This is a genomic window from Treponema saccharophilum DSM 2985 (assembly GCF_000255555.1).
GTDB classification, from domain to species: Bacteria; Spirochaetota; Spirochaetia; order Treponematales; family Treponemataceae; genus Treponema_D; species Treponema_D saccharophilum.
Genome location: NZ_AGRW01000044.1, coordinates 64,899 through 89,069 on the forward strand (window position 1 = coordinate 64,899; position 24,171 = coordinate 89,069).

At 54.7% G+C, this 24,171-nt stretch carries 18 protein-coding genes and 1 tRNA gene; 16 read left to right on the forward strand and 3 right to left on the reverse strand.

What is annotated here, in order from left to right; genetic code table 11:
* Positions 1-99: 99 nt before the first annotated feature.
* From dapA to gap, 6 genes are all read left to right on the forward strand, one after another.
* On the forward strand, positions 100-1,014 hold the full coding sequence (gene dapA, locus TRESADRAFT_RS06385; RefSeq protein ID WP_002703976.1) for a 4-hydroxy-tetrahydrodipicolinate synthase: 915 nt from the start codon (positions 100-102) through the stop codon (positions 1,012-1,014).
* 84 nt (positions 1,015-1,098) lie between these two features.
* On the forward strand, positions 1,099-2,202 hold the full coding sequence (gene asd / locus TRESADRAFT_RS06390) for an aspartate-semialdehyde dehydrogenase (RefSeq protein ID WP_002703977.1): 1,104 nt from the start codon (positions 1,099-1,101) through the stop codon (positions 2,200-2,202).
* A gap of 786 nt (positions 2,203-2,988) precedes the next feature.
* Positions 2,989-3,963 carry an SPOR domain-containing protein gene (locus tag TRESADRAFT_RS06405; RefSeq protein WP_141607220.1) on the forward strand — a complete coding sequence of 325 codons (975 nt, stop codon included), beginning with the start codon at positions 2,989-2,991 and terminating at the stop codon, positions 3,961-3,963.
* A 59-nt stretch (positions 3,964-4,022) separates the two neighbouring features.
* Positions 4,023-4,778, forward strand: a complete 756-nt coding sequence (locus TRESADRAFT_RS06410) for a GTP pyrophosphokinase (protein ID WP_002703980.1) — start codon at positions 4,023-4,025, stop codon at positions 4,776-4,778.
* A 3-nt stretch (positions 4,779-4,781) separates the two neighbouring features.
* Positions 4,782-5,507, forward strand: coding sequence for a 3'-5' exonuclease family protein (locus TRESADRAFT_RS06415; RefSeq protein ID WP_002703981.1), 726 nt, complete (start codon positions 4,782-4,784; stop codon positions 5,505-5,507).
* 112 nt (positions 5,508-5,619) lie between these two features.
* Positions 5,620-6,657, forward strand: a complete 1,038-nt coding sequence (gene gap, locus TRESADRAFT_RS06420) for a type I glyceraldehyde-3-phosphate dehydrogenase (protein WP_002703982.1) — start codon at positions 5,620-5,622, stop codon at positions 6,655-6,657.
* Between the two features lie 82 nt (positions 6,658-6,739).
* On the opposite strand, the gene TRESADRAFT_RS06425 is transcribed toward gap, so the two are convergent.
* Positions 6,740-9,256 carry an ATP-binding protein gene (locus tag TRESADRAFT_RS06425; RefSeq protein WP_002703984.1) on the reverse strand — a complete coding sequence of 839 codons (2,517 nt, stop codon included), beginning with the start codon at positions 9,254-9,256 and terminating at the stop codon, positions 6,740-6,742.
* On the reverse strand, positions 9,253-9,774 hold the full coding sequence (locus TRESADRAFT_RS06430; RefSeq protein ID WP_002703986.1) for a hypothetical protein: 522 nt from the start codon (positions 9,772-9,774) through the stop codon (positions 9,253-9,255). Before TRESADRAFT_RS06430 ends, TRESADRAFT_RS06425 begins: the two co-directional genes overlap by 4 nt.
* A gap of 252 nt (positions 9,775-10,026) precedes the next feature.
* Between TRESADRAFT_RS06430 and TRESADRAFT_RS15065 the strand changes: the two genes are divergently transcribed.
* Positions 10,027-12,840, forward strand: a complete 2,814-nt coding sequence (locus TRESADRAFT_RS15065; protein ID WP_002703988.1) for an Ig-like domain-containing protein — start codon at positions 10,027-10,029, stop codon at positions 12,838-12,840.
* Between the two features lie 185 nt (positions 12,841-13,025).
* Here the strand turns inward: TRESADRAFT_RS15065 and TRESADRAFT_RS06445 are convergent.
* A tRNA-Pro gene (locus TRESADRAFT_RS06445) sits at positions 13,026-13,099 on the reverse strand.
* Between the two features lie 133 nt (positions 13,100-13,232).
* On the opposite strand from TRESADRAFT_RS06445, the gene TRESADRAFT_RS06450 reads away from it, so the two are divergent.
* The 9 genes from TRESADRAFT_RS06450 (at position 13,233) to TRESADRAFT_RS06490 (ending at position 24,161) form a co-directional block, all read left to right on the forward strand.
* Positions 13,233-16,007 carry a hypothetical protein gene (locus TRESADRAFT_RS06450; RefSeq protein WP_141607222.1) on the forward strand — a complete coding sequence of 925 codons (2,775 nt, stop codon included), beginning with the start codon at positions 13,233-13,235 and terminating at the stop codon, positions 16,005-16,007.
* A 5-nt stretch (positions 16,008-16,012) separates the two neighbouring features.
* Positions 16,013-17,104, forward strand: a complete 1,092-nt coding sequence (locus TRESADRAFT_RS06455) for a hypothetical protein (protein WP_002703992.1) — start codon at positions 16,013-16,015, stop codon at positions 17,102-17,104.
* Positions 17,105-17,253: 149 nt separating this feature from the next.
* Positions 17,254-18,522: a phosphoglycerate kinase gene (locus TRESADRAFT_RS06460; protein ID WP_002703994.1), complete on the forward strand. Its 1,269-nt coding sequence runs from the start codon at positions 17,254-17,256 to the stop codon at positions 18,520-18,522.
* A 126-nt stretch (positions 18,523-18,648) separates the two neighbouring features.
* Complete coding sequence (gene tpiA, locus TRESADRAFT_RS06465) at positions 18,649-19,404, forward strand: triose-phosphate isomerase (protein ID WP_002703996.1); 756 nt, start codon at positions 18,649-18,651, stop codon at positions 19,402-19,404.
* A gap of 151 nt (positions 19,405-19,555) precedes the next feature.
* Positions 19,556-19,993, forward strand: a complete 438-nt coding sequence (secG, locus tag TRESADRAFT_RS06470) for a preprotein translocase subunit SecG (RefSeq protein ID WP_002703998.1) — start codon at positions 19,556-19,558, stop codon at positions 19,991-19,993.
* 29 nt (positions 19,994-20,022) lie between these two features.
* The gene (locus tag TRESADRAFT_RS06475) at positions 20,023-20,490 is read left to right on the forward strand and encodes a PTS sugar transporter subunit IIA (RefSeq protein ID WP_002704001.1); all 468 of its coding nucleotides are present in this window, start codon (positions 20,023-20,025) and stop codon (positions 20,488-20,490) included.
* A gap of 49 nt (positions 20,491-20,539) precedes the next feature.
* On the forward strand, positions 20,540-20,848 hold the full coding sequence (locus TRESADRAFT_RS06480) for a hypothetical protein (RefSeq protein ID WP_002704002.1): 309 nt from the start codon (positions 20,540-20,542) through the stop codon (positions 20,846-20,848).
* 238 nt (positions 20,849-21,086) lie between these two features.
* Positions 21,087-22,112 carry a V0D/AC39 family V-type ATPase subunit gene (locus tag TRESADRAFT_RS06485; protein ID WP_002704003.1) on the forward strand — a complete coding sequence of 342 codons (1,026 nt, stop codon included), beginning with the start codon at positions 21,087-21,089 and terminating at the stop codon, positions 22,110-22,112.
* A gap of 33 nt (positions 22,113-22,145) precedes the next feature.
* Positions 22,146-24,161, forward strand: coding sequence for a V-type ATP synthase subunit I (locus tag TRESADRAFT_RS06490; protein WP_002704004.1), 2,016 nt, complete (start codon positions 22,146-22,148; stop codon positions 24,159-24,161).
* Positions 24,162-24,171: the final 10 nt, after the last annotated feature.

Here is a 24,171-nt window from a genome sequence, read left to right on the forward strand (position 1 = left end):
TTCGCCCGCGCCGCAGCCTGCTTCCGTGAATCGACAACGAGTGTCAAATTCGGTAGAATCGGAATCCGCTTACAAATAAACGAGAAATCGAGGTCGCATATGATTAGACTGCGTGGCGCAATCACCGCAATGGTCACTCCGATGAATTCGGACGGTTCGGTGGATTACGAGGGGTTCCGGGGCAACGTCATCTTCCAGCTTGAGAGCGGGATAGATGTCATAGCTCCGTTGGGAACTGCTGGCGAGACTCCCTGCCTTGAGGAGGATGAGGAGGATAAGCTCATCAGGATTGCCGTGGAGGAGGCCCGGAAATATTCCGAGAAATCCGGACGGAAAGTTCCCGTGATGATTGGCACGGGCAGCAACAACACGAAGGATGCTGTCCGCTATACGTCCCGCGCGAAGGCTCTTGGTGCCGATGTCGCGCTCGTCGTCACGCCGTACTACAACAAGCCGAGCGACGAGGGCGTGTTCCGCCATTTTGAGGCAGTCTCGAAAGTCGGAATTCCCGTGCTCGTCTACAACATCCAGGGGCGCACCGGAAAGAACATCCCGACGCCGCTGCTCAAGAAAATCGCGTCCCTCCCGAACATAATCGGCGTCAAGGAAGCGAGCGGCAACATCGACCAGATGATGCACGTAATAAAGGAAATAAAACTTGAGAAGCCCGATTTCGCCGTTCTTTCGGGCGACGACTCGCTCACGCTCCCGCTTATCGCGCTCGGCGGCGACGGCGTCGTGTCCGTCGTGTCGAACATCGCGCCGTCTCTCATCGTCGATATGGTGCACTCCGCCCTTGACGGAAATCTTGCCGAGGCGCGAAGAATCCACTACAGGCTCATGCCGTTCTTCCGCGCGGCGTTCATCGACGGAAACCCAACGTCAATCAAGTACGCGATGAATTTCAAGGGCGGCGCCGGTCTTGCTGCCGGTGCTGTCAGGCTCCCGCTCGTGGAAGTCCACGACGAGGCGAAGAAAATCATCGAGTCCGCGCTCAAGGAATGCGGAATCTAAGTCGAGCCAGGAAAAATCGGTCATTTTGGCGGTTCGGGCGGCGTTCAACGGACGTTCCGCCTGCCGCCGTGAGGAGAAAAAATTATGTCGGATAAAATCAACGTCGGAGTTCTTGGCGCAACCGGAATGGTCGGTCAGCGCTACATCAAGCTTCTGGAGAACCATCCGTGGTTCGAGGTCACCTATGTGGCGGCAAGCCCGAGAAGCGCGGGCAAGAAATACAAGGATGCCGTCGCGAACCGCTGGCTCATCGGGGCGGACATTCCCGCAGCCGTCGCCGACCTCACCGTCGAGGACGCGAACGACGCGAAGAAGGCGCTCGGAAAGTGCAAGTTCGTCTTCTCCGCGCTTGAGATGGGAAAGGACGAGATAAAGGCGCTTGAGGCTGCCTACGCCGCGGAGGGAATCCCCGTCGTCTCCAACGCCAGCGCGAACCGCTGGACGGAGGACGTTCCGATGCTGATTCCGGAAATCAACTACAGCCACCTCGACGTCATCGCCGAGCAGAAGAAGCACCACGGCTGGGACAAGGGTTTCGTCGCCGTGAAGCCGAACTGCTCGCTCCAGACATACATGATGCCGCTCTACGCCTTGCAGAAGGCGGGCTATCCCGTCAAGCGCATGATTGTGACGACGCTTCAGGCGGTCAGCGGCGCGGGCTACCCGGGCGTGCCCTCGTTCGACATGATTGACAACATCGTGCCATACATCGGGGGAGAGGAGGAGAAGACCGAGAAGGAATGCCTCAAGATTCTCGGAAGCGTGAAGGACGGAAAAATCGAGAACGCATCTCTCCCCGTCGTCTCCTCGACATGTACGCGCGTTCCGGTCATCGACGGGCATACGGCAAGCGTGAACCTCGAATTTGACCTTCCCGAGGACAAGAAGCCGAGCCTCGACGAGATTCTCCGCGTGTGGCGCGAATTCACGTCGCTCCCGCAGGAACTGAACCTTCCGAGCGCCCCCGTCCATCCGATTGTCTACCGCGAGGAGGACAACCGCCCGCAGCCGAACCGCGACCGCGACACCGAGAAGGGAATGGCGTGCGTTCTCGGACGCCTCCGCAAGTGCAACGTGTTCGACGTGAAGTTCGTCGCGCTCAGCCACAACACCAAGCGCGGCGCCGCCCTCGGCGGAATCCTCAACGCCGAGCTTCTGAAGGCAAAGGGATTCTTCGACGCTCTCTAAAACCTGACGCGCGCATTTTTTTGCGTGCGTACACGCGGAACGTGCAGCAGCATGTTCCGCGCTTTTTTTTTGCGCTCCGTCCCGATTTCCTGCGTCCTTCCCGACCGCTTTCGAAAGAAAGATTGTTGCATCATCCATGCATCCGCAAACAGATATTCCGAATCAAGTTCGGAATGACAAAACCTTCAGTACATGCCGTATAGCGAAAAACAGCCCCGCAACCGCCCGCCCGGGCACGGAAGGCGCGCTTCTGCGCACCGGCGCACGCTTGCTCCGACCAAGCCGAACTTGGAGCGAAAAAAAATCCCCGCAACCGCCCTCCCATGCACGGAAGGCGCGCTTCTGCGCACCGGCGCCCCTTTCTCCGACCAAGCCGAACTTGGAGCGAAAAAAAATCTTCGCAACCGCCCTCCCGGGCACGGAAGGCGCGCTTCTGCGCACCGGCGCCCGCTTGCTCCGATGAAGCCGAACTTGGAGCGAAAAAAATCCCCGCAACCGCCCTCCCGGGCACGGAAGGCGCGCTTTCTCCGACCAAGCCGAACTTGGAGCAAAAAAAAAATCCCCGCAACCGCCCGCCCGGGCACGGAAGGCGCGCTTCTGCGCGCCGGCGCCCGCTTTCTCCGACCAAGCCGAACTTGGAGCAAAAAAATCCCCGCAACCGCCCGCCCGGGCACGGAAGGTGCGCTTCTGCGCACCGGCGCACGCTTGCTCCGATGAAGCCGAACTTGGAACGAAAAAAGACCCGCAAGCGCATTTTGTGGTAGGATTTATTTCATGAAGGAAAAAATGAGGAAAGCGCTTTTTTTGATGGCGTTTCTTGCGCTGTCGGCGTTTGCGGCATCGGAGAACTGGTATATCTGCCTTGCGTCGTTCATGCACGAGGACAAGGCAGACGCGCTGATTTCGGCGCTTGACGGAAAGGGAATTCCTGCGGTGAAGTCGGAATTCGTGAAGCCGACGGGGGAGAAATTCTTCCGCATATTGTTCGCGCAGCTTTTCCCGAATCTCACGAAGGCGCAGCTCAAGCGGGACAATCTCCGCGCGAATCCTGCCGTCCTTGAGCTGGGGCTCGACGGATTGTGGTGCTGCCGGGTTTCCGACATCGGCTCCCTCGACAACTCGAATCCGCCGGAAAGCGAGAAGCAGGTCATCCTCGTCCTCATAAACGGCGTTCCGTACAAGCGGCTTGAGATTGACAGGAGCGACAACAAGCTCATAAAAGTGAACATACATATCGACCGCTCGCACGCTGCCGATATTCCCGCGCAGAAATCAGGGGCGTCTGGCGTTCCCGTTCCGGATTCCGTGCCGCCTGAAAATGTCGCGGAAGTCGAGGTTCCCGTCGCGAAAAAAAGCGCCGCCGCCGTCGTTCCGCCTGCCCGCGAGGAAGGCGTGAAAGTCGCGGAAGAGAGCGCGGAAACTCCCGTCGTGCTTCCCGCGGAAAATGATGCCGCTTCGGAGATTCCTGCCGAGGAAAGCGGGGCGGGCGGCGCTTCTGCCGAAAGTGCAAGCCTGCCGGAAGCGGATGCTCGAATCGCTCCCGCCGGCGACGAGGGAGAAATTCCTTTGGAGGAGGAAAGCGATGCGGCTCCCCTGGAAGAAGTTGCCCAGCCGCCGGTTCCCGATGATGGGAATGCGGAAAATGAAAATCCCGCCGCGGACGGTGGCTTTTCTGATGAAGGTGCGGAATCCCCGTCCGAAATGCCGGAAATCCTGCTGGATGGCGGGGATGCCGGCGTTTCCGTTTCCGATTCGTGGTGATTTTTCGCCTCGCGGAGATTTTTTTGCCGAATCGGATTTTTTCTATTAGATTTCAAACCATGGACACAGAGAAAATTTTGCAGAAAGCGTTCAGCGACAACAAAGGCGCGCTGGCAAATCCCGGTGATTTGCTGAACGTCGCGATGGAATTCCAGCAGCTCCTGATGATTTACGAGAGCGCGATAAAAGTCGTCAAGACTCGCTTCGAGATTCTGCAGGACGAATTCGAGGCGAAGCACGAGCGGCGCCCGATTGCGACCATTTCGAGCAGGATAAAGGAGCCGATGAGCATCGCGGAGAAGCTCCAGCGGAAAGGGCTTGCCATAACGCTCGACAACATGGTGTCCAAACTGAAGGACATAGCGGGAATCCGCATAACGTGTCCGTTCATTAGCGATGTCTACCATGTCCTCCTCATGCTCAAGAACCAGAGCGACATAAAAATCGAGGACGTCAAGGATTACATAAAATTCCCCAAGAAGAGCGGCTACCGGAGCCTGCACGTAATCGTGTGCGTGTCCGTCGATTTCAGCGACACGCAGCGCGTCGTTCCCGTCGAGATTCAGATACGGACGATTGCGATGGATTTCTGGGCGAGCGTCGAGCATCAGCTTCACTACAAGAAGGACTACAATCTCCCCGCGAATGTCGATGACGAGCTCCGCGCCATTGCCGACACTATTGCGCAGACTGACGAGCGGATGCAGAGCATCGCCCGCCACATTCCCGGATTCGTCGATTACACGTCCGTCTCGGAGGAGATAAGCGCGCTCAAGGCGTATTATGCGCACGTTATAGAAACGCTGGAGATTTGATTTATGGCAGGGTATCTTTTTTTCGATGTCGAGTGCGCGAACTGCTTCGGCGGGGTGGGGAAGATGTGCTCGTTCGGGTACGTTCTTACGGACGAGGAATTCAACGTCGTCGAGAGCGACGATATCGTGATGAATCCGGAATGCGAGTTCGACTGGTATCTGTTCAAGAACAAGGACGACATAAAGCTCGCGTATCCGCAGGAGCATTTCAGAAGCCAGCCGAATTTTACCGCTTTCCACGAGAGAATCGTTGACCTGCTTTCGAAGCGTGGCGCGAAAGTGTTCGCGTTCGGCGCGCTCAACGATATAGGGTTCGTCGTCTCCGCGTGCGAGCGGTATTCGCTTCCCGTGCCCGCGATTTCCGCGCTCGATTTGGAGCGCGTCGTGAAATCGGACGACGAGATTTTCGGGAGCCTCGAGAAGCGGTGCGCGATTCTCGGCGTCGACAACTCCGACCTCGTCGCCCACAAAAGCTCCGACGATGCCGTCATGACGATGCGCCTTCTGCGCGCGTACTGCTCGCGCGAGGGGGTCTCCGCATCGGACATTTTCCGGAAAAACGGCGGGAGCGTGTTCACTACGGCGCGGTTCTTGAAGAAGCGCGAGGAGAGAAAACGGAAGAAGGAGCGCTGCAAACAGTATCAGCGCGGGAGGCGCGGCGCGCCGAAGACGGGAGGCGCCCTTGACCGGCGTCGCAAAGATTCGCGGACGATTTCGTTCGACGACTAACGGGCGCATTCCGTTCGATTCTTGGATGATGGCGTTCTTTTTTTATAGACGAATAATCCTAAATTCATTATTTTAGTGATAACGATTTTTTAAAATATAAGGAGTAGTTCAAATGGCAGTTAAAGTTGCTATCAATGGATTTGGCCGTATCGGTCGCTTGGCGTTCCGCCAGATGTTTGGTGCTGATGGATACGAGGTCGTCGCCATCAATGATTTGACGAAGCCCTCTATGCTCGCTCACCTTCTCAAGTATGACACCGCTCAGGGCGGATACTGCGGAAAGGTCGGTGAGAACCTCCACACTGTTTCTGCTGATGACGAGGCTGGAACAATCACTGTGGACGGAAAAGTTCTCAAAATCTACGCTGAGAAAGAGGCTAAGAACTGCCCGTGGAAGGAACTCAATGTTGATGTCGTCCTCGAGTGCACCGGCTTCTACTGCAAGAAAGAGCTCGCTCAGCAGCACATCGATGCGGGCGCTCGCAAGGTCGTAATTTCAGCTCCTGCTGGAAACGACCTCCCGACAATCGTCTACAACGTCAACCACAAGACCCTCACAAAGAATGACAACATCATCTCTGCGGCTTCTTGCACGACGAACTGCTTGGCTCCGATGGCGAAGGCTCTCAACGACTACGCTCCCATCCAGTCAGGAATCATGTCTACAATCCACGCTTACACTGGCGACCAGATGATTCTCGACGGCCCGCACCGCAAGGGCGACCTCCGCCGCGCTCGCGCTGGCGCTGCGAACATCGTTCCGAACTCAACGGGTGCTGCGAAGGCTATCGGCCTCGTTATCCCGGAGCTCAACGGCAAGCTCATCGGTTCTGCTCAGCGCGTTCCGACACCGACCGGCTCAACGACGATGCTTTTCGCTGTTGTTAAGGGCAAGGACATCACGAAGGAAGGAATCAACGCTGCGATGAAGGCTGCTGCTACAGAGTCTTTCGGATACAACGAGGATCAGATTGTTTCTTCTGACATCATCGGTATGCGCTTCGGCTCACTCTTCGACGCTACTCAGACGATGGTTTCTAAGATTGACGACGACACATATCAGGTTGAGGTTGTTTCTTGGTACGACAACGAGAACAGCTACACCTCTCAGATGGTCCGCACAATCAAATACTTCTCTGAGAACTGCTAAGTCCTTGTCTGAGAAGACATCAGCCTGAAAAGGCAGAAGCCCCGCGCGTTTTCGTGCGGGGCATTTTTTTTGCGGAACCGCGTCATCGGCTTTCGATGAGCTCGAGCGCCTTCTTCTGGTCTGCATCGTGGACTGCCGCCTTGATTTTGGCGAACAGGCATTCAAAAGACTCCGGCAGCGCGCACTGCTCGATTTCCGCGACAATCATGTCCGCCATGTCGAAGTCGAACGCGGACACGACTTCGCGGAGCGCGCTCAGCGCGTCGGAAATTTCGTCGTCGGAAAGGACGGGAAGCTTCTTGTCGCCGTCTTTTTTCTTCGCGCAGAGGGGCGCAAGCTTTTCCGAATAGCTTCTGTAGAATTTCAGGATGCCGGGCGTCTTTTCGGCGGCTTCTTCTGCCGCGCGCTCGTCGCCTTTCTTCGCCCTGTCGCCGAGCTTTTCCGCCTCCGCCGCCATTTCGGAAAGCTCCGTTGCGCCCAAAAGACGCGAGCAGCTTTTGAGCGAGTGGACGATGATTGTGTAGTTGTCCCAGTCTTTTTCCCGCGCGGATTCCTCGATTTTTGCCGCCCTCGAATCGATTGTGCCGGCGAATTCCCTGACCGCCTGGAGAAGAATGTCTGCGGAGCCGCAGTTCGAAAGCCCCGCCTCCGCGTCAATCCCGAACGATTCCGTCCACAGCTCCGCCGTTCTCCGCTGCTTTCCGCATGTCCGTGCAGAAAATCCGTCTGTTCCCGGCTCGATGACGAGGTTTTCCGGAAGGACGCGCCTTATGGTCCGCTCAAGCGACGCGGGATCGACGGGCTTTTGGAGGAACGCGTCGAATCCCTCGTTTACGTACATCTGCTCCGCGCCGTGAAGGGCGTTTGCGGTAAGGGCGATGCACGCGGTTTTCCCGTTCATCCCCGCGTCGTCCGATTTCATCGCATGGAGGAATTCGATTCCGTCCATTTTCGGCATCCTGTGGTCGACGAGGATGACGTCGTATTTCTTTTTCCGTGTCATCTCAAGCGCGTCGAACCCGTTTTCCGCCGTGTCGATTTTGATGAGCGTGTCCTTGAGGAGCCCCTTTATCACGGTGAGGTTCATCGGTGTGTCGTCCACGATGAGCGCGCTCGCCATGGGCGCCTGGAAATGTTCCTCGCGTCTGTTGTCCGCGCGCTCCGCCTCCTCCCGCAGCTTCCCGAAATCCCCGAGCGGCTCGCTGCTCCTTACGCCCTGCCTGACCTTGAACGAGAAGTCGGAGCCTTTCCCGTATTCGCTTTCCACCTCCAGCTTCGAGCCCATAGCGTCAAGGAGGCTCCGCACGATGCTCATTCCCAGCCCCGTCCCCTCGATGGAGCGGTTCCGGCTTTCGTCGAGACGCTCGAACGGGGAGAAAAGCCGCTCCATCTCCTCCGCCTTTATGCCGATGCCCGTGTCGCGTACCTCGACGCAGAGGAAAATGTCCCCGCTTCCCGCGTCTTCCGCCGTGATGCTCATCGTCACGGAGCCTTTTTCCGTGTACTTTATCGCGTTCGTGAGGATGTTCAGGACGCACTGCTTTATGCGGGCGTCGTCTCCGTTCAGCACGCGGGGGATTTTTTCGCTTGCGGAGACGATGAATTCCAGCCCCTTGTCCTCCGCGCGGTAGGAGACCATGTTGATGATGTCGCCCAGCATGGTCGCGACGTCGTAATCCGCGCGGATTATCTCCATTTTGCCCGCCTCAATCTTTGAGAAGTCGAGGATGTCGTTGATTATGGAAAGGAGCGATTTCCCCGAGCTTTTTATGTCGCGCGCGTAGCTTCGTATCGCGCTTTCCGTGCTCTCGCGCAGAATCATCTCGTCGAGCCCGAGGACGGCGGTAATCGGCGTCCGAATCTCGTGGCTCATGTTCGACAGAAAGCGCGATTTTGCGGTGTTCGCCTCGTTGAGCGCGACGAAATCCCGTTTTATGCGCAAGAAAAGCTCGTTGAACGTGATGGCGAGCGAATCGAGCTCGTCGTGCTTTCCCGTGACGTGCAGGAGCGTGCCGAGATTTGACGTTCCGATCGATTTAGCCGCCTTAGTCATTCCGACAATCGGGCGGAGCGTCCGCTTCGCGATGAGGAGCGCGGACAGGTACGATATTATGAGAAGCGGCAGGCAGATGAGAGCCGCGACTTTCGGCGCGAACGACAGGAAATCATCCGTCGCGTCGTCGCCCGAATTCGCGACCTGCAGTATCAGCTCATCGCCGCGCGCATGTATGCTTTTCGTCTTGTACCATACGAAAAGGTCTCCGTCCGTGTAATATCCCTTTTCCTTGTAAGTGCGCGTCCGTCCTCCCGTCTGCGGAAGAATGGGGAGGAGAAGGTCGTTCGTGGCGATGATTAAGTCTTTTTCGGGATTGTATATCGTGTACGTTATGTAGTACGGAAGCTCGATTTCCGCCTCGTGGATGGAATTTCCGGCTGCCAGCGATTCCTCGATTTTGGTGAGCGCGAGCATGAGCTCGTTCTTTTTTCCCTCTCTGATTCCGTGGACGAGAAGCAGCGTCACGACAGCGGAGATTATCGCGACGATGAGCGCGATGACGGCAAAAAACTGCAGCGCGATTTTCTGTGCAAGCGATTTCATTTCGTGTTTCCTGTTCCTTTTTCGTCGAATTCGATTTTGTATCCTGGTTTTATTCCTTTTATGACCGGATTTGCGATTCTCGTTCCGCCGATTGATTCAACGGAGCTGAGCGAGAGTGTTGAGTCGATGCCTTTCGGAAGGGCTACTTTGCATTCGATGATTTTTCCCGTCCTGCTGAATTTTATCAGCGCCGCGTTCTGCAGAGGATGCCCGTTTACCGTTATTTCATCCGCGCGGACGGATTTCGGCGATATTTTCTTGTTGAACAGTATCTTTACGGATTCGTCGTTCGCCTGCACGTACACGACGAGGAATTCCCCGCTTTCCTGTTCCTGTTGCCCGGATTGCGGGAAATTCCGCTCCCTTTCCCGCTCGCCTTTTTGCGGCGTGTCGGGGCGCCTTTGTGGGCGTTCCTGTCCCGCGCGATGTTCCGGCGGTTCTTTTTCCGTCCGGGGTTGCGCGAAAAGCGCGGATGAGATGTATGCTGCCGCAAAAACAAGGAAAAGAATCTTCTTCATTTGAGATTGGATTATACAGCCGATTCCCGATTTTTTTTAGTTCTGCGTCGGCGGAATCCACGCTTCGGCATGGCAAAAAGGCAATAAACCTGTTCGGAAAACTCTGTCTCGGAACAGGCCTGCTGATGCAGGAATTCTGAGCGTTTTGTAAGAAAAAGCCTGTATTGTCCAAAAATTGAAATGTTTGTGTTATTACGACATTTGATATGATTCGGATTATTCAAAAAGCGTTTTCAAAAGTAAGGAGGAAACATGAAAAAAGTGCTTATGAGGAGGGGACTAGCCGTCGCCGCGGTCGCCGTGATGGTCATTGCCCAGGGGTGCTCGTCAAGTTCGGATGATGATGGCGATTATCCTGCCGACAATCCTGCCCTCGTGCAGCCTTCCACGGTTGATGGCCTTGGAGGCGGTGCGGGAGCTGGTGGCAGCATTTCAGGCACGACAGGCGGCTCTGTAAAATCAAACGCAGGCGTCTCAATCATAAAGGCGCAGGGATGGCTCGAAAGCGGGTATGTCACATGGACTGACACCGCCGAAAGCTACAATGTCTACTACAAATCTTCAGACGCGACGGAATACACTCGGCTCGATGCACCTCTCATCAGAAATTACGGCTCGTATGTCCGCGCCGATGTCCTCGGCCTTGCAGCCGGCGATTACGACGTAAAAATCCACGCAGTGAACGACGGAACGGAATCAAGCGAGTATTCAGAAGCTTCAATCAGCGTGGCGAGCCATGACAGGAGCGGATTCGCGTTCACGGGAACGACGACTCCGGGTGCGTACAAGGCTGACGGAACGCTCAAAGAGAATGCCGTGGTAATTTATCTTACCGATGAAAACAAAGATTCTGTTTCGCTGGATGTCATTGTCGGAAACAAAAATAAGACGGAAACGAAGACCGGCATCATTGAAATTCTTCTCGGCTACAAAAAGGGATATGAAACTCGTCCTCTTGCAATCCGCGTCGTCGGAACTGTTTCCGGCTGGAGCACTTTGACAAGCACGAAAGACACAAAAGGCGACCTCGTGATTGAGAACGGCAACAAGACTGTTGGAATCACAATGGAAGGTGTCGGTGACGATGCCGTGGCAAATGAATGGGGATTGCGATTCAAAAATGCAAATTACTGTGAGGCAAGGAACATCGGCTTTTTGAACTGCTCTTCTGACGAAGGCGATAACATCGGATTGCAGCAGGATAATAACTACATCTGGGTTCACAACTGCGATTACTTCTACGGAAATGCAGGAAGCGACAAAGACCAGGTGAAGGGCGACGGCGCGCTTGACTGCAAAAAATCAAACTATGTCACATTCGCTTACAATCATTTCTGGGACAACGGGAAGTGCAACTTGCTTGGTTTGAGCGAGGGAACAAAGAGCTATGAGAGCGGTGCATACTACATTACCTATCATCACAACTGGTATGACCATTCTGACAGCCGTCATCCCCGCACTCGCTACTATAATGCGCATGTTTATAATAACTACTATGACGGAAACGCAAAGTATGGTGCCGGCTCAACACTCGGAAGTTCCGTCTTTATGGAAAGCAACTATTTCAGGAACTGCAAGAATCCGATGATGACTTCTATGCAGGGAACGGATGTCTATGCGGGAGATACTAAGCGAGACCCTGCAAATTTGGGAACTTTTTCCAAAGAGGACGGCGGTGTAATAAAAGCATACAACAACTACATGGAAGGAAAATATACGTTCATTCCGTATGGCGCAACGTCGTATGTTGCAAAAGGTGCTGAAGTCACCGCGTCTGAGCAGGGAATTGATACGTCTGCTGATTACGATGCGTATGTGGTTTCAAACCGAAGCGACACCGTTCCGAACACGGTCGTTTCTTATCAGGGAAGCAACTACTACTCGAATTTCGACACTGCAAGCGGATTCTATGCTTATTCTGCTGATGAACCTGCTGCTGCTATGGAGAATGTCAAAAAATATGCCGGCCGCGTCGAGGGCGGAGATTTCACGTACACATTCAATGATTCTGTCGAAGATACGAATTATACGGTAATCGACGACCTGAAATCTGCTGTTACGAACTACAAGACAACTCTCACAAAAGTCTACGGAACAAAATGGGTCTATGACAGTTCTTCCGGCGGAAGCTCGGAGGCCGGCGAATCCGGCGGCACGACCACAGGGGAAAACGTCGCCGTGACCGGTGTTTCTCTGAGCAAGACGGCGTTGGCTCTGAAAGCCGGAAGTAGCGAGACAATCACCGCGACAATCGAGCCTGCAAACGCCACGACACAGGATGTTACATGGTCTTCCGACAACACGGGCGTCGCAAAAGTTTCCGACGGAAAAATTACGGCTGTTGATGAAGGAGAAGCGACAATCACCGTGACAACGAAAGACGGAAGCTTTACCGCTACCTGCACAGTGACTGTGGAAGCGATTCATGCTACCGATTTGACCCTGAGCAAGACAGCAGTCGAACTGACTGCCGGAAAGATAGAGACAATCACGGCGACTTTGGAACCGGCCGACGCGACAGATTCTGTTACATGGTCTTCAGGCGATAAGGCAATCGCGACCGTGGACAAAAATGGAAAAATCACTGCGGTAGCCGAAGGCACCGTGACGATTACCGCAAAGGCCGGCACGATTGAAAAAACGTGTACGGTTACCGTTACTGCCGCCCCAGCCGAAGATTTGAGCGGGCTTGTTGCTCTTGCAGCAGGAACGTACAGTTTCAAGACTGGTGATAAGAACTTCTCTAAGCTGAGCGCAGGAACTTCGCAGACGGCTTTGGGAATCACTGTTACTTGTACAATCGATTCTAACGGTGCAAACTTGAAAAAGAATGCTGGAGCAGTCTACTTCAAGATTGATTCTGAAAAGAAGATTTCGTTCACAGATTCAAATTCCAAAGGTGCCGCCGCGCTTTACGCTGTCAACGAAGACGGTACAGTTTCTGAAACTGCCATAACAAATGAATCAACTGCGCCAAGCTACAAATACACGCTTTCTGCCGGAACTTACGCAATAAAAGGAACAAGCGGTTCAAGCGCGAAAATCGCTTCTATAACAGTTGAATAACCTGCGCTGAGCATCTTCCCGGTGCTCAGCTCCGCGTGAAAAAATAGACCTGCTCGGAAACTGAATTTTTCGAGCAGGTCTAATGATGATTCCCCTGTCCGCACGAACGCGGGCGGGGGAATTTTTTATGGAGGATGTTCCGTTCGGGGCAAAAAAAAACGGAATCCGTTTGGATTCCGCTAAAGTCGGGCTAACCGAATTCGAATCGGTGACCCCAAGTCCCCCAGACTTGTACGCTAACCAGCTGCGCTATAGCCCGATGAATGAATGGAGTATAGCATAAAAAGATAATGAGGGGGAAGTGGTTTTCCGAAAAAAAACGCGGTGATTTTGTCAAAGAAGTTTTTGGCTATCCCTTCAAAAATCGGCGCGATGTTGTAAAATCATTTTTTATGAATGACAACGAAGATATTGAACAAGAGAATGTAGTTTCGGGGCTGCCCCGCGCAGATGAGGCTTCCCCGTCGCCTGCGGAGCCGTCTCCTGAAAAAGGGCGTGCGGCTTCTTCTTCGGGGCGCAGAAAGCCGCTTCCGGGCAGGATACTTATCGGCATCGCGGTTTTTCTCGTCGCGGTCGTGCTTATGGTGGTCGTCGCGCTGTCCTTCTGCGCGTTCGACAAGCGTAAGACGATATCGATTTTTCCGAAAAACTTCAGCGTTTTTGTCGGGACTGATTCTGCATACGGAACCGTGGAGCCGATGCTCGATTTGCAGGCGGCGGACGTTTTCCTCGCGACGCCGGAACTTCGCTCTGTTCGGCCTGCGTTTATGATGCTGCGCTCGTCATCGCTCAGGCGCAACCCGGTGGTGAAGGCTGTCGCCTCTCGTCCCGTGAAGCTTGCGCTCTACGAAAACGGCGACGGCGCGAAGAATTTCCTTGCGGCAATCGACCTCGGGTTCCTCTCGGCTTTTTCCCGCGCGCTTCCTGCCGTGTTCCCGTTCGCGTATCCGAGTCTGTCTCAGGCGCTTTCCGAAAACGGCGTCTCGCTTTCGTTCGAGAAGGACGGCGTTCTTCAGCATTTCAAGTTTTCGTCGGGCGATATGACGGTTTTCTTCGCGCCCGTGAAGAATTTCGTCGTGGCGTCCGATTCGCTCGACGTGCTCTCGCTTTCTGTGCTCGCCGAGAACGGGATTTCGTATTCCGATGAGCAGCGCAGGATGATGGAAAGCCCGTCTGGCTCGCTCCGCATCGTCGCGAACGCGCAGAAGCTTGCGGGTTCCTTCACCAACGAGGGCGACATCCTCGGTTCGATGGTGTCGCTTCTTCCGTACGATTCTCTTTCCGAGGTCAGCTTGCGGGTGTCTGATTCCGACATCGTCGTTGATGTGAGCATCCCCGTGTCGCCGTCTGCCGACAATCCGACGTCGCTCGACTCGCTCGTCACGAAAAAATCTTCCGTTCCAGCAGTCGTGTCGAAGATGACGGACATCGTCCAATATTATACCGTCGTGAACGCGGGCACGCTCAGCGAGCTGCAGGCCGCGCTCTTCCCGATTCTTCCCGTGAAGGATGCCGGTTCGCTCTGGTCGAAGGCGAACGCCGCCTGCAAGCTTGCGTTTTCCATGGACATAGACGAGATGCTTTTCTCGTGGACGGGGAAGGAGCTTGCCGCATTCGGCATAGAGAACCAGAACGACCCGGTTTTCGCCCTCCAGGTTGTCGACGAGAAGAAACGGCAGCAGGTTTTCGACAAGCTCGTCTCGTCTGTCTTCGTAAAGGACGACAATTCGCTCATCCTTGGCGGCGTCCGGCTTCCGAAAATCAAGCTTCCCGCGTTTTTGGGCGGGCTGCTCTCTCTCTTCGGCGTGTCGATTCCCGAGCCGTATTTTATGGTCCTCGACGGATTCATCTATTTTTCCGAAAGCCCCGAGTGCCTTTCCGCGATTTTCTCGAATTCAGCGTCGGGAAAGCCGCTTATGAAGTCGGAAGGGTGGGGAACTGTTTCCGACGGAATCAGGAACGAGGCGACGGTCTCCCTTTTCTACGACCTCGAGCGCTCCGTCCCGTTCTTCCTCCGCTCGAACGAGTCGCTCTCGCAGGTGCTTGAGCTGTACACGATGGGGCGGTTCGACGCGAAAATCGTTGACGGCGGAATCAAGCTCGTCCTTCACGCGAACGCGCGGAAGCCCGGCGACCTTCGTTCCGTTCCCGGCTTCCCCGTCTCCGTGGACAAAAGCGCGTCTGTGGCAAGCTTCATAGCCGACGACGCGAAGAATCCTTCCGCCGTGTTCTGGACGGAGCGCGGCGGCGTGGGGATGCTCGACCTTTCGAGCCTTGAGCAGCGCCGCGCGGAGAAGGTCGGGAAATGCGAGGTTGCCGTTGCTGACGGCGTGAAGGGCGGCGCTGTCTGGGCGGTGAACGCGGACGGGTTCGTGTATCTGTGCGACAAATCGATGAATCTCCTGCCGAATTTCCCCGTCGTAATTTCCGACAAGGTCGTTCCCGGAATCGTTCCCGCCGACGGAAGCCTCGTCGTCCCGCTCGAAAGCGGCTCCCTCGTCGTCGTTTCCCCGGACGGCTCGACCGCGCGGATTGACATGCCGGAGATTTCCATAAAATCGTCCCCGACCGTCCTCGGGAACACGCTCTGCGTTTACGACAAGTCGTTCGTCGGCGGCGTGTATTTCGTCGACTTGAAGAAGCTCGAATGCCTCAACGCGGAAAGCCCGCTTTTCGTCGACGGAATCGCGTTCGGAAGCCCCGCCCTCGTCTCGTCGGGGAAGAAAACGTACGCCGCCTTCGTCACGCAGTCGGGGATTTTCTCCGTGTGGGACAGCGCGGGCGATGTCGTCATGCAGAAACAGCTCGACGGCGTTTTCAACTGCCAGGCCGTTGCGGGCGACTCGTGCTTCTATGTCCTTTCTTCGGACGCCGTCCTCTACAGGATTGACCTCCGCGGCAACGTCCTTTCGGTGCGGATTCCCAGAAGCACCGCGAAGAACGCGTTCGTCAGCGTGAGGGATTCCGGCGGAAAGGGAAAACTCAACGTTTTCGTGAATGCGGATTCGAACGCGATGTACGGTTTCAGCGGGGAGCTTGAGCTTCTTCCCGGCTTCCCGATTTCCGGTTCCGGCCGCCCTGTTTTTGCGGACGTGAACGGGGACAAAACTCTTGAAATGCTCGCGATGACGATGGACAGGAAAATCGTCGCGTGGAAAATGAGGTGATTTTTATGGATTTGAGAATAAAGTCGTTTTTTGCAGCCGCATTCGCGCTTCCCTTCCTTTTTTCGTGCACGACGCTCCAGCAGGACGTGAACATCGAGCAGGTTTCGTATGACGATGAGGTCGTTTCGTTCGAGAGGCGCTTTTCGGAGATAGACGCGGAATCCCTCGTGCCGGATGCCGACGTGAACGGGAAGCTTCTCCGCGAGCAGCGCGTCGATGATTTTCTGGAGGACATATCGTTTGCGATAGACAATCCTTCCGTGCAGAAGGCCGCGCGCGCCCGCCTTCTTGCGCTCAAAGGTGAGGCTGAGCTTCTTTCGGGAAGCAAATCCCGCGCGAAATCGCTGTGCGAGGAGTCTTCGGCGTCGTACAAGGGCGACACCCGGAACGTGATTCTCTCGTACCGGCTCGGTGCTTTCGAAAGCGGCTACAACATCGAGGACAGCGCGCCCGTTGTCTCTGAGAAGCCGCTGCTCACGCTCGAGCGCGCGATTTCCTTGTTCAAGGAAAAGTCGTATTCCGATTCGGCGGCGAAATTCGACGAGGCGTTCCTCTTGCTCGACCCGCTCTACGGGGATGCGTACCGGGAAATCAGGGACCTCGCGTGGAATTTGCGGAACGCGGAATCTGGCTCGGATTCGTTCGGCCTGATGACGCTCCAGGAAATCAGCGTCATGCAGATGCTGAAAATTGCGCGAGACAAATCCGATTTCCTCTACAATTTCACGGGCGGGAAGTCGCTCGGGGACAAGGCGTTCTTCAACAAGGTTTCCGCCGCGGGGCTGCTCTCTCCCGTCTCGAAGCCGCTCGATTCGGAGAATGCGCTCGGAAGGGACGATGTCGTGACGAAATTCGTGACGGCGCGCTTCTTGTGGAATCTCCGCGCTGCGAAACGTAATGCGGCGGATGCCACGAAGTATTCTGCGCGGCTGAAGAAATCTCCGGTCGGGGACGTTCCTGCCGACAGCCCGGATTTCGATGCCGTGCTCGGCTGCGTCGAGAACGAGTACATGTCGCTTGAGGACGGGCGGAATTTCCGCGGCGACAGGACTGTCAGCGCGGTGGAATTCTCCGATGCCGTGTCGAAAGTCGAGTGACTGCTCCCGCGTCATAATTAGAAAATCTTGACATTCTTTTGATTTATTCCGTACTTGAAAAATTATTTCCTTTACTTTGAATGGTGGATGATTTATCATGTACGCATTATTTTTATGATTTTTCATGTCTAATGGAGGGATAAAGAAAAATGATTAAGACTGTGAAAGACATCGACCTCAAGGGGAAGAGAATCGTCATGCGCGTTGACTTCAACGTTCCGATGAAGGACGGAGTCGTGCAGGACGACACACGCATCATGGCTGCGCTTCCGACTATCAAGTACATCTTGGAGCAGAAGCCGCGCAGCCTCGTGCTGATGAGCCACCTTGGCGATCCCAAAAAGGACGTGAAGAAAGCGCAGGAAAAGGCTGAGAAGGCTGGAAAGACCTGGACCGATGCCGATTCCGAGAAATTCATCAATGGAAAGAACAGGCTCGCCCCTGTCGTGAAATATTTCGAGGAGAAGCTCGGCTCTCCCGTAACGTTCCTTCCCGATGCGCTCGGGCAGAAGGCCGCGATTGATGCGCTCCCCGAGGGCGGCGTCGCGATGCTTGAGAACACTCGCTTCCACAAGGAAGAGACGAGCAAGGATGCCGCGGAGCGCGACGTTATGGCAAAAGAGCTCGCAAGCTACGGCGACATCTTCGTGAACGATGCGTTCGGAACGGCTCACCGCGACCAGGCGTCTACCGCTTCAATCGCGAAGTTCGTCGGAACGAAAGTCGGCGGATTCCTCATGGAGAAGGAAGTCAAGTATATCCAGCCGATGGTGGAGAACCCGCCCAAGCCGCAGGTCGCAATCATCGGCGGCGCGAAGGTTTCTTCAAAAATCGCCGTCCTCGAATCTCTCCTCAAGAACGCGAGCGCCCTCGTTATCGGCGGCGGAATGGCGTATACGTTCCTCAAGGCGCAGGGACACAAAGTCGGAATCTCTCTCGTCGAGGATGATTTCATCGACACCGCGAAGAAGCTTCTTTCCGATGCTGCCGCAAAGGGCGTGAAGATTGTTCTTCCTGTTGACCATGTCGCTGCCGACAAATTCGCTGCGGACGCTGCTCCCGTTGCTGTTGACGGAGTTGATATTCCCGACAACCTCATGGCGATGGATGTCGGCCCGAAGACAATCGAGCTTTACAAGGAAGTCCTTTCTACCGCGAAGTCAATCGTGTGGAACGGTCCTGTCGGCGTCTTCGAATTCGATGCGTTCGCGAATGGTACTGCGACTGTCGCGCAGCTCGTTGCCGATGCTACCGGCCGTGGCGCTATGACTGTCGTCGGCGGCGGTGACTCTGTCGCGGCTGTCAACAAGTTCAATCTCGCGAGCAAGATGAGCCACGTTTCTACGGGCGGCGGCGCGTCGCTTGAATTCCTCGAAGGCAAGACCCTTCCGGGAATCGCCTGCCTCGAGACAAAATAACAAAGTCTCCTGACTTTTGTCCGGCGGAATGTCGTTGCGGCATCCCGCCGGGATTTTTTGCGCCCGCGTTTTTTTCGGGCGGATTTTTCTTTTTGAATACCGTTTTAATGTGTAAAAGGAGGTTGTATGCGTACAAAATACATTGCTGGTAACTGGAAGATGAATATGGACCGCGCCGGAGCCGTCGATTTGTCAAAAGCGCTCGTTTCTGAGCTCAAGGGGCTTGACGGTTCTTTCATGATTGCGCCGCCGTTCGTTTATCTCGATGCTGTCGCTTCGGTGATAAAGGGCTCCAACATCAGGCTCGGGGCGCAGAACGCTGCCAGCACTGAGAATGGTGCGCACACTGGAGAAGTCTCTGTCGCGATGCTCAAGGATATCGGCGTTCAGTCGGTTATCCTCGGACACAGCGAGCGCCGTGACGCCCAGAACGAGAGCGACAAGCTCATCAACGAGAAGATTCTCGCGGTGCTCAACGGCGGCCTCGAGGTTGTTCTCTGCATCGGCGAGCAGTATTCCCAGAGAATCGCCGGAGCTACAGAGGAAGTGTGCGGAAAGCAGGTTCGCGGCTGTCTCAAGGGGCTGACACCCGAGCAGATGAAGAACGTAGTCATCGCGTACGAGCCGGTCTGGGCAATCGGAACGGGAAAGACCGCGACCCCGGAAGAGGCGAATGCTGTGCATAAATTCGTCCGCGGCGTCCTTGCCGAGATGTTCGGAAACGAGACTGCCGAGAACACGAAGATTCTCTACGGCGGTTCTATGAACGACGGAAACGCGGAGGCTCTTCTCGCGCAGCCCGATATCGACGGCGGTCTTATTGGCGGCGCGTCGCTCAAGGCCGACAAATTCTCAGCTATTTGCCGCTTCTCCGTAAAATAACGCATCCATTTTGTTCGTGGGCATCTTGCTGCTGACGGGCGAAGAACGCGCGGGTCGCCGTATCCGCGCTTCTCGTTTTTCTGTTTCTGTTGATTCAGTCGTCTTTTTCGGATAGTATTGTTGCCTACGAATAAAACATTTGGAGTAAAAAATGGGTGCTATTAGCGTAGTTCTTTTGGTTGCTTTTGTTATCATCTGCGTCCTTCTCGTCCTTCTCGTCCTCGTTCAGGACAAGGACAACAGCGGAATGGGCGGGATGCTCGGCGGAGGAAATTCAGCCGCATTCGGATCTCATTCTGCTTCTGTTTTGACGAAAACAACTGTGGTATTCGTCGTACTTTTCTTCATCACGACATTCTCCCTCGCTTTCTTGAACAGAAAAACTTCATCGAACGACGACCTTGCCGGCGTCGCTGCTGAGGCGGGCGTTCTTTCCGACAAGTCTTCGGACGCGTCTTCATCTGATTGGTGGAAGAATGACAACGCGTCCGTCGAGCAGGAGCCTGCGCAGCCCGTTTCTGAAGAGGAGACGGCAGCCGCTGATTCTGTGGAGCCGAAAGCCGAGGAAGCCCCGGTGGTTGCCGAATAGTGGTCGCGGAGAATTAAGGAGGTCATTTTATGGTGCTTGGACAGATTTTTCCGAAAGAAACAGTTGTCGTGAATCTTCAAAGTACGGAAAAAGATGAACTCTTTGAGGAACTTGTCGAGGCCATTCATTCTCATGTTCCCGGATTGGACAGGAATGAAGCTCTCGAGAACCTGCGCGAGCGTGAGGCAAAAATGTCGACAGGCATAATGCACAGCATTGCTGTTCCTCACGCGCTGATTTCCAGCGTCAAGGAGACTGTCGGCGCAATCGGAATAAGCCGCGACGGAATCGACTATGATGCGCTTGACAAAGCACCTGTTCATGTCGTGTTCATGATAATCGGGGCGAGCGGGGAGACGGAGCACCATATTCAGGTTCTCAAGCAGATTGCGACCGTTCTGCAAATTCCGGGTTTTGTTGACAGAATTAGGAAATGCGAGTCTGCAGGGGCTGTCCATGAGCTTATCTGCAAATCCGAGGAATCGGTTTCCGAGTGATTTTGAGACGGCGTTGAGCCGTCTTCTTCTATTTTAAAAGGAGTTGAGAATGGCAGGAAATGAAGTCGAGGTCATAAGTCACCTTCTGGAAGTCGAGCAGGCGGCGGTAGCTCTTACGACGGAGGCTCAGACGGAGGCGGACAAGCGGATTTCCGCTGCGCGCGCGAAAGCCGATGCCGAATTCAAGGCAGGGTTCGACAAGATTATCTCCGATAACGAGCGCGTCTTCGAGTTCGAGCGCGAGAAAATCTCGGCCGATTCCGAGCGCTCCGTAAAGGAATTCAAGGATAGAATCGAGGCTTCGGCGAAGGATGTTGCGGCGTTCAATTCTTATCTTGAAGAAATTTTGTTTGCTTAATTTCGCAAAATGGGCGAAAATTGAAGCCGGTCTTGCACATCCGCGCCGTTCCGTGCGCTACGGATGGATTGACCGGAAACGTACGGCAAGGAATGTCGGATGTTAGGACTGCGGAGCTGATTCGTGGCGTTTCGGCTGTGATGCAGTAAATCTGCGAAGCAAAGTAGCAGAAATCTTTTGCGCAGGTGCGCGGGGATGATTCCGAAGCAATTATCGTTGAATGTATCGAGGTTATTTTATGGATAATTCTGCTGCTTCCGCTTATGTTTACGCCAAGGCAGGCGGTATACTTGCGAGGTCATTTGTCGGGCAGAATGCTTCCAGGCTTTTTTCTGTAAAGTCTCTTCGGGATTTGCATTCGCTTCTTTTTTCTGGCGAGGTTCCCTCCGTTCCTGAAATGATGCTTTCGAAAATCATAGAGGAAAAGGCGGAGGAGCAGTTCATAAGCCAGTTCGTCTCTCTTATAGAAAATTATTCGCATCCTGCGGAAATACTCGTCGCGCTGCTCAGGTTTTATGATTACGACAACCTGAAGGAAATCGGCGCGGCTTTGTGTTTCGGCGAGAGCGTGCGTCCACACATAACGGATATAGGCTCGTTCTCGATGCTCAATTACGATGCGTGGCCGAACCTGAAAGCCATAACGGAGAATTCCCCCGTGTCCTGGTATTCCGAGGCGCCGAAAATTTCCGAGCAGCAGAGCGCCGATTCGAGGCTTGACGGGCAGTATATCCGCTCTTTGTGGTCGACCGTCGAGAAAATCCCCGAAAGCGAAAGCGGCGTCGCGAAGCTCATACGGGCGGATATTTCGGCGAGGAACATACTGTGGGTTCTCCGCCTGAAGGTTTATTACAAAATGGCTCCCGAAGAAATCAGGGAAAAACTCGCTTTTGCCGACGATTCGGCGCGTCGCGGCGACGTGCTTGCGGGCGAGGCGCTTTCGATAATCGACAAGGACGTCGGTTCGTTCGACGATTGGAAGGACTGGAAATACCGCCGGCATCTCAATCCGCACGAGGACGGAACCGTCTGGGAAATCGATCCTACATGGGTCGAGAAATCGTTTAGGCGGGAGCTTGGCGCGATGGCGATGCGCTCGTTCCACAAGGAGCCGATGAGCGTCCTCAGCATGGTCGCGTGGTTCAAGATAAAGCAGAACGAGCTTGACAACATCAGAACCGTGGCGGAGGGATTGCGCCTCAACATTGAGGAGGAGCAGATGCTCGATGTCGCGGGGATGGCTGGCGGGAAAAAGTCGAAGTAGCGAACAGGGCGGGATTCTAATAAAGGAGAGAATATGGCAAGGACAACTCCCATGCGTTTGGTCGAACTTATGGTCTTGAAGCAGGATGTCGGTTCGGTCATTGAATTTTTAGGAAAAAAAGGAAATTTCCAGTTCCAGTCGAAGCGCTCCGAGGCTTCGCAGAAATCGGAATCGAAAAAGGATAACGCCGATGGCGAGGTGCTGCAGAAACTTCAGCAGGCGCGGTCTTTTCTCTGCGTCGATGTTCCCGTCAGCGAGAAATGCTTGGGCGCCTCGTCGCGGCCTGATGCCGGCGACAGGGAGCGCGCGCAGAAAATCCTTGACGAAGTAGATGCGCTGCGCATGAAGGAGATTTCCCTTTCCGAGGATTTGAAGCGCGTGAAGGATGCCGTCGATGAGGCGCATTCGTTCGCGAACCTGAAAGTTCCGTTCGAGGAGCTCGACCATCTTTCGTTCCTCACGATACGGATTGGGCGCGTCGATTCCGTATCGCTCGACGAGATGAAATTCTCTTTGGGAGAGCGCGCCGTTGTCGTCCCGCTTTCCGATTCGGCTTCTTCCGACAAGTCGAAGGTGCTCGTCGCGTCCTCGAAGAAGGCGCGCTTTTCGATTGATTCCGAGCTGAAGAAATTCGGCTTCATCGGAATGGAAATCCCCAAAGATTTCAAGGGAATTCCGGATGACGTTCTCCAGGGCCTCGAGGCAAGGCTTTCCGATACGCAGAAAGCGTTCGATTTGGTTGAGGAAGAGAAGCGGAATTTCGCGAAAACGCATTTTGACATGCTCAAATCGCTTCTCGTCTCGTTCACCATCGGCTCGCAGATAATCGAGAAGCAGAATGCGCTCGAGTCGACGAACCTCGTCTACCGCATGACGGGATGGATTCCCGAGCGCGACTGCCATGACATGATGAAGGAGCTCGACACGCTTACGGACGGAAGAATTGCCATCCGCGTGTACAACCCGAGCGAGGTTCCGTCCGTCATAAACGGAAGCGAGAAAGTTCCGGTGAAGCTCCGCCACGGAAAGATAGTCAGCGCGTTCGAGCGGATGATTTTCAGCTACGGCTCGCCGCTGTACGGGACAATCGACCCGACGCCGTTCGTGGCCGTGTTCTTCACGGTTCTTTTCGGCATAATGTTCGGCGATTTCGGGCAGGGGCTTGTTTTCATACTCGTCGGAATCCTGCTTGCAAAGAAAATCTTGAAATTCGGCGGCTGGGGACGGTTTGCCCCGATTTTCATGTGCATCGGAATATCAAGCTCGATAATGGGATTCCTTGAGGGCGAATTCTTCGCGAATACGGAAATTCTCCGTCCCGTTTCCGCGGCGATAAAAGGCGCGTTCGGCGTTACCGACCCGAAGGCGCTTGAGGAGCCGCTTTTCAGCCTTGAATTCTGGGAGGCGGAGAATCCGATTGTTCCGATTTTCATGATTTTCGGAATAACCATCGGTCTCGGGTTCGTCATAAATTCGATAGGGCTGATAATAAATTTCTTCAACAAGCTTTCGCAGAAACAGTTCGGGCGCGCGTTTTTCGGGAAGACGGGGCTTTCCGGCGCGTTGTTCTTCTGGTATGTCGTCGTGTTCGCCATTCGGATTGCGGCGCTCAAGCATTCTCCGTGCGCGGCCGATTGGATTATAATCGGAACGACGCTGTTCCTTTCGGCGTTCGGCGAGCCGTTCGAGCGTCTTGTAGACGGCGAGCGCCCCGTAATCGAGAACGGGTTCGGCGCGTTGCTGATTGGCGGCGTCGTCGAGCTGATTGAGGTCGTCTCGACATACCTGTCGAATTCGATAAGCTTTGTCCGCGTCGGCGCATTCGCTCTTGCGCACGCCGTTCTCGGCTACATAATATCGTCGATGGTGGCGCTTGCGCCTCCGCCGGCAGGAATCGCGATTTCCGTGATTGGCAACGCGATTGTAATCGTTCTTGAAGGTATGATTGTCGCGATTCAGGTCATACGTCTTCAGTATTACGAGTTCTTCTCGAAATTCTTCAACGAAACTGGACGCGAATTCAAGGCATTCGCGTTTGAGTATAAATGATGTTCCGGGT

Excerpts from the sequence above, each read along its gene's own strand:
- asd (WP_002703977.1), top strand. The coding sequence starts at position 1,099 with ATGTCGGATAAAATCAACGTCGGAGTTCTTGGCGCAACCGGAATGGTC.
- dapA (WP_002703976.1), top strand. The coding sequence starts at position 100 with ATGATTAGACTGCGTGGCGCAATCACCGCAATGGTCACTCCGATGAAT.
- TRESADRAFT_RS06425 (WP_002703984.1), bottom strand. The coding sequence starts at position 9,256 with ATGAAATCGCTTGCACAGAAAATCGCGCTGCAGTTTTTTGCCGTCATC.
- TRESADRAFT_RS06490 (WP_002704004.1), top strand. The coding sequence starts at position 22,146 with ATGGCAAGGACAACTCCCATGCGTTTGGTCGAACTTATGGTCTTGAAG.
- TRESADRAFT_RS06410 (WP_002703980.1), top strand. The coding sequence starts at position 4,023 with ATGGACACAGAGAAAATTTTGCAGAAAGCGTTCAGCGACAACAAAGGC.
- TRESADRAFT_RS06450 (WP_141607222.1), top strand. The coding sequence starts at position 13,233 with ATGAATGACAACGAAGATATTGAACAAGAGAATGTAGTTTCGGGGCTG.
- TRESADRAFT_RS06475 (WP_002704001.1), top strand. The coding sequence starts at position 20,023 with ATGGTGCTTGGACAGATTTTTCCGAAAGAAACAGTTGTCGTGAATCTT.
- TRESADRAFT_RS06455 (WP_002703992.1), top strand. The coding sequence starts at position 16,013 with ATGGATTTGAGAATAAAGTCGTTTTTTGCAGCCGCATTCGCGCTTCCC.
- secG (WP_002703998.1), top strand. The coding sequence starts at position 19,556 with ATGGGTGCTATTAGCGTAGTTCTTTTGGTTGCTTTTGTTATCATCTGC.
- TRESADRAFT_RS06430 (WP_002703986.1), bottom strand. The coding sequence starts at position 9,774 with ATGAAGAAGATTCTTTTCCTTGTTTTTGCGGCAGCATACATCTCATCC.
- TRESADRAFT_RS06485 (WP_002704003.1), top strand. The coding sequence starts at position 21,087 with ATGGATAATTCTGCTGCTTCCGCTTATGTTTACGCCAAGGCAGGCGGT.
- TRESADRAFT_RS06480 (WP_002704002.1), top strand. The coding sequence starts at position 20,540 with ATGGCAGGAAATGAAGTCGAGGTCATAAGTCACCTTCTGGAAGTCGAG.
- TRESADRAFT_RS06415 (WP_002703981.1), top strand. The coding sequence starts at position 4,782 with ATGGCAGGGTATCTTTTTTTCGATGTCGAGTGCGCGAACTGCTTCGGC.
- TRESADRAFT_RS06405 (WP_141607220.1), top strand. The coding sequence starts at position 2,989 with ATGAGGAAAGCGCTTTTTTTGATGGCGTTTCTTGCGCTGTCGGCGTTT.
- TRESADRAFT_RS06460 (WP_002703994.1), top strand. The coding sequence starts at position 17,254 with ATGATTAAGACTGTGAAAGACATCGACCTCAAGGGGAAGAGAATCGTC.
- tpiA (WP_002703996.1), top strand. The coding sequence starts at position 18,649 with ATGCGTACAAAATACATTGCTGGTAACTGGAAGATGAATATGGACCGC.
- TRESADRAFT_RS15065 (WP_002703988.1), top strand. The coding sequence starts at position 10,027 with ATGAAAAAAGTGCTTATGAGGAGGGGACTAGCCGTCGCCGCGGTCGCC.
- gap (WP_002703982.1), top strand. The coding sequence starts at position 5,620 with ATGGCAGTTAAAGTTGCTATCAATGGATTTGGCCGTATCGGTCGCTTG.